The organism is uncultured Capnocytophaga sp. (assembly GCF_937936315.1).
Classification (GTDB): Bacteria; Bacteroidota; Bacteroidia; order Flavobacteriales; family Flavobacteriaceae; genus Capnocytophaga.
Window position 1 is genome coordinate 1 of the sequence record NZ_CALGWU010000069.1, and the last position, 5,128, is coordinate 5,128.

The following is a 5,128-nucleotide window of genomic DNA, read 5'->3' on the forward strand; positions in this document are numbered from 1 at the left end:
TGTAATTAGTTAATGAACAAATAATAAAAACATATAGAAATGAAAAAGACAATAACCCTTTTAACTCTTAGTACTATTATGAACCTATCTGCACAACAAATGCACCCCGTGCAATATACCCGCAATGATGGTATTAGCATTGCCGCTAATGTCTATACTCCTGCTGGGTACGATAACACCAAAAAATACCCTGCTATAGTGGTAGCCCACCCTAACGGTGGCGTGAAAGAACAAGTCGCAGGTTTGTATGCCGAGCTTTTGGCTAAGCAAGGTTATATTGTGATAGCGCCCGATGCTGCTTATCAAGGAGCCAGTGGAGGTACCCCTCGTAATGTAGATACCCCTTCCAGCCGTACTGCCGACCTTCACGCTGCTGCCGATTTTATCAGTACCTACGCCGGGGTAGATGCCAATCGTATCGGGATACTCGGTATCTGTGGCGGAGGAGGCTATACACTCAATGCAGCAAAAACCGATAAGCGATTTAAAGCTGTAGCAACATTAAGTATGTTCAACACAGGATTGGTGCGCCGTAATGGTTTTAAAAACTCGCAAGTAGCTACTATCCAACAACGACTTAAAGAGGCTTCCGAAGCCCGCGAAGAAGAAGCTCGTGGTGGTCAGGTGCGTTATGTGGGCAATATGCCTAAAATGAGCAAAGAAGAGGTTGCTAAAATGCCTTTTGAACTCTATCGCGAAGGTTATGAATATTATCTTGAAACCCATGCCCACCCAAACAGCACCTTCCGTTACACCCAAAGTAGTCTTCTGGACTTGATGCGCTTTGATGCTACCGACCAAATAGAGCTTATCAACCAACCGCTCTTAATGCTTGCCGGTAGTAAAGCCGACACTCGTGATATGACCGAAGATGCCTTTGCTAAAGCCGTCAATGCACAACCTAAAGAACTCTATTTGCTTGAAGGAGCCACCCATATCCAAACCTATTGGAAAGAACCCTACGTAACCCAAGCAGTAAAGAAACTCACAGAGTTTTTTAAAAAGAATTTGTAATAAATAAATAATTAATCAGTCGTCAAGAATACTGACGAAAAAAGATGAATAAAAGCAAATTATTAACACTTGCACTTGCTTTTTTTACTTTAATAGGAACGGCAAGTTGCCAAAACAAAGACGAAGAAATGAACAACAAGAAGAATACCCAAAAGATTCTTTTTATCAACGGAAGCCCAAACCCTAACGGCAATACGGCTCAGTTAGCACAAACATTACTCAAAGGAAAAACATACGAAACACTTAATCTAGTAGAGTATAGAGTCAATCATTACGGACAGACTCTCTCGGGCGACCAATTCGATGAAGTATTGACGAAAATTAGAAATGCCGATATCATTGTGCTTGGTTCTCCTGTATATTGGCACAATATAAGTAGCATCGTACGCACCTTGTTAGAGCGTTTTTACGGGACTATTGCCCCAAATTCGTTTGCTCCTCGTAAACTCTTTTTTTTATATCAAGGTTTAAGTCCTTCCGAGTTTATGATTAATGACGGAGAATACACTATAAAACGTTTTTGTGAAATGTATGGTTTTAGCTATGAAGGAATGGCTAACAATCAATCACAAGCACAAAAACTCTCCGAAAAACTGAAATAATTAAAAGTATATGAAAAAGAATAATGTTTTAACTCCGATATGTTTATCTTTGGTAAGCATAGGGGCATTGGCACAAGAAAATGAGGTTATAGCTCAACCTCCTACCGAAACGGTAAATATTACTCCAGTAGTATTCAAAAACCAGACTTCTGGTTTTCAATTAGCAGGAGTGATTTATACTCCCATAAAAATGAAGAAAAGCGACCATCTACCTGCGGTAGTAGTACAAGGACCTATGGGAGGTACTAAAGAACAAACCGCCAGTCTTTACGCACAACTTTTAGCTGAAAAAGGGTTTGTTACAATGGTGTATGATTATTCTTATTTTGGTTCTAGTGAAGGACAACCTCGCGCTTATGAAGACCCTACTATAAAAGCTACTGACATCAATAGCGCAGTAGCTTTTATAACAAAATACCCCAATGTAGATAAAAACAAAATCTTTGCTGTAGGCATCTGTGGTTCAGGGGTGTATTTACCTTACGCTGTTACTTTGGCTAAATCGTCTCCGTTGAAAGCTATTGCAGTAGTCAATCCTTTTGAAATGATCCACTTTGTCGCTCCTAATGGTAAGAGTGAAGCACAACTGCTATCCGAAAAGAAACTGTATGAAGAAAAAGGTATTGTTACACGTGTAAATCTCATCGAAGAAGGTTCTGAAGGAGCTGAGTATTACTACAACAGCAAACGAGGAGCTGCTCCTAATTGGTTGCCGTTTGCGTCTTGGTCTGAGCTTTCTTGGCGCAAATTCTTTCCTGCCGAAGAAGTAAAAAAACTACATACACCTTTCTTGGTAATAGCAGGCGAAAATGCTTTCACTCGCCAAGGAGCAGAATTGATGTATAACAATGCCGCTACTAATAGTAAGGAATTTTTTGTAGTTCCTAAGGCTCGACATTTCGATATGTACGACAAAGAAGCCTATCTATCAGTTATCATTCCTAAAATCATTACATTTTTTAATCAATATTCTAAACAATAGCAAAATGAAAAGAATTTTTATTCCCCTTACAGTGACCTTGGCCATAGGCTGTGCTACTCAACACCAAGGAGATACTTACACTTCTGACAAGAGTAAAAGCGCTGTGCTTGCTATTAAAGAACAAGGTTTCTTCACCGCAGGAGGTACTGTGCTTAAAACCGATGGCACTTTCGACCCCATTAAAGGTCAGTACAACCCCGCCGGACAAACTCTCCACGCCGATTATGCCAATATCTTCTACCAAGTACCTCAGCCTTACAACAATCACCGCGTGTACTTCCTGCACGGTTTCGGTCAGTCGCGTGTGGGCTGGATGAACACCCCCGATGGGCGCGAAGGGTTTGCCCCTATGTTCCTCCGCAAAGGCTATGCTACTTACCTTATCGACCAACCTCGCCGTGGGGCAGCAGGGCAACCCTCAGTAGAAGCTACAGTAACCACCCCTACTTTAGACCAAGCGTGGTTTACCCAATTCCGTATGGGATATTATCCTAAACTTTTTAGCAATTCTAAATTCCCCCAAGGAGAAGAAACACTACATAAGTTTTTCCAACAAATGACTCCTAACATAGGTGAGTTTGATATTCCAAAAGTAACGGAGGCTTTAGTCGCTACTTTCGAGAAAGGAGGTGACGGTATCTTTATCACGCACTCACAAGGTGGTATTATTGGTTGGAATGTTGCGATGCAAACCCCAAAAGTAACAGCTGTTGTAGCCATTGAGCCAGGCACTTTCCCCTTCCCCGAAGGTGAAGTTCCTACGATTACCAAAGAAAATACTTCTTTCCCTGTAGGAGGTTTTGGTGTACCTAAAGAACAGTTTCTCACCCTCACTAAGCGACCTATCGTTATCTATTTTGGTGACAATATTCCTGATTTCGATAAGACTGCCGAGCTACCCGCTCAAAACTTCTGGAGTGGTGTACGCGAATTGGCTTACAAATTTGCCGAAGTGATCAATGCCAACGGAGGTGACTGCAAAGTTATCGATTTGCCTAAGGCAGGTATCACTGGCAACACCCACTTTATGTTTCAAGACCTCAATAACCAAGAAGTTTTTGAACATATCTACAAATGGTTAGAAAGTAAGAAATTAGCAAATTAAAATTGTATGAAAAAAATTATTATCTTTGCAATGGTACTCTTGACAGTAGCGATGAGTGCCCAAGTAAAACAACAAAATACAATGAAAAAAGAAGCTAAAAAACAAACTGCTGGACGAGACCGCCTCGGTAATTTTGCACCTAAATTCGCTGAACTCAATGATGATATTCTTTTTGGACAAGTGTGGAGTCGTGAAGGGGAACTTTCTGCTCGTGACCGCAGTATGGTAACCATCGCTACCCTAATAGGGAGTGGAGCGCCTGATTTTACTATTAAGTCGCACCTTACCGAGGGCAAGAAAAACGGCATCAGCAAAGACGAAATAGCCGAGATGATTACCCATATTGCCTTTTATGCAGGCTGGCCTAAGGCGTGGAGTGCTTTCCTTGCTGCTAAGGAAGTCTATGCTAATGAAATAGCTGCCGACCCAAGCCATGGCAATGCAGGATATATCTTTGCCCTTGGCGAGCCTAATTCCCCCGAAAACAGCAAGCACTTTTCTGGTAAAAGCTATTTGAATGTATTGGTTGCCCCCGATAAGAAAAACAACATATTGGTTGCCAATGTTACTTTTGAGCCCTCTTGTCGTAACGATTGGCACGTGCATAGTGCCGAACAAATACTCTTGGCTACCGAAGGGACAGGTTGGTATCAAGAGTGGGGCAAGCCTGCCCAACTGCTGCAAAAAGGCGATGTGGTAGTAGTGCCTGCAGGGGTAAAACACTGGCACGGAGCTACCGCTCAAAGTTGGTTTGCCCATTTGGCTATAATGGATGTGCAAAAAGCTAAAACCGAATGGAAAGAACCTGTAAGTGAAAAAGAATATACTCAATTAACAAAATAAGAATTGCAATGAAAAATATCCAATTAAACAACGGGGTACAAATGCCCCTATTGGGGTATGGAGTATTCCAAGTAGACCCCAAAGAATGTGAGCGTTGCGTAAGTGATGCTATTTCGGTAGGCTACCGAATGATTGACACTGCCCAAATCTACAAAAATGAAGAGGGTGTAGGTAACGCTATTAAGAAAAGTGGTATCGACCGCAAAGAGTTCTTTATCGTTACCAAAGTGTGGATAAGCAATGCTGGTTATGAAAAGGCAAAAGCCTCTATCGAAACCTCTTTGCATAAACTCCAAACCGATTATATCGATTTGCTACTCGTTCACCAACCTTTTGGCGATTATTACGGCTCTTATCGCGCTATGGAAGAAGCCTACAAAGAAGGCAAAGTGCGCGCTATTGGGGTGAGCAACTTCTATGCCGATAGATACCTCGATTTGGCATACCACTGCGAGATAAAACCTGCTGTAAACCAAATGGAAACACACGTATTCTACCAACAGCAAGACCTCCAAGAGCTAATGCAAAAATACGATACCAAGCTAATGTCGTGGGGACCTTTTGCTGAAGGTAGAAACGATT

General features: G+C 41.8%; 6 protein-coding genes. All 6 read left to right on the forward strand.

Annotated elements, in window-relative coordinates; translation table 11 throughout:
- Positions 1–39 precede the first annotated feature (39 nt).
- Positions 40–1,014 carry an alpha/beta hydrolase gene (locus Q0162_RS13185; protein ID WP_297892632.1) on the forward strand — a complete coding sequence of 325 codons (975 nt, stop codon included), beginning with the start codon at positions 40–42 and terminating at the stop codon, positions 1,012–1,014.
- Between the two features lie 44 nt (positions 1,015–1,058).
- On the forward strand, positions 1,059–1,616 hold the full coding sequence (locus Q0162_RS13190) for a flavodoxin family protein (protein WP_297890984.1): 558 nt from the start codon (positions 1,059–1,061) through the stop codon (positions 1,614–1,616).
- Positions 1,617–1,626: 10 nt separating this feature from the next.
- Positions 1,627–2,598: an alpha/beta hydrolase gene (locus Q0162_RS13195; RefSeq protein ID WP_297892634.1), complete on the forward strand. Its 972-nt coding sequence runs from the start codon at positions 1,627–1,629 to the stop codon at positions 2,596–2,598.
- Positions 2,599–2,602: 4 nt separating this feature from the next.
- On the forward strand, positions 2,603–3,703 hold the full coding sequence (locus tag Q0162_RS13200; protein ID WP_297892636.1) for an alpha/beta fold hydrolase: 1,101 nt from the start codon (positions 2,603–2,605) through the stop codon (positions 3,701–3,703).
- A 6-nt stretch (positions 3,704–3,709) separates the two neighbouring features.
- The gene (locus Q0162_RS13205; RefSeq protein WP_297890987.1) at positions 3,710–4,546 is read left to right on the forward strand and encodes a carboxymuconolactone decarboxylase family protein; all 837 of its coding nucleotides are present in this window, start codon (positions 3,710–3,712) and stop codon (positions 4,544–4,546) included.
- An 8-nt stretch (positions 4,547–4,554) separates the two neighbouring features.
- The coding region (locus Q0162_RS13210) for an aldo/keto reductase (protein WP_297892638.1) at positions 4,555–5,128 on the forward strand (574 nt) is incomplete at its 3' end.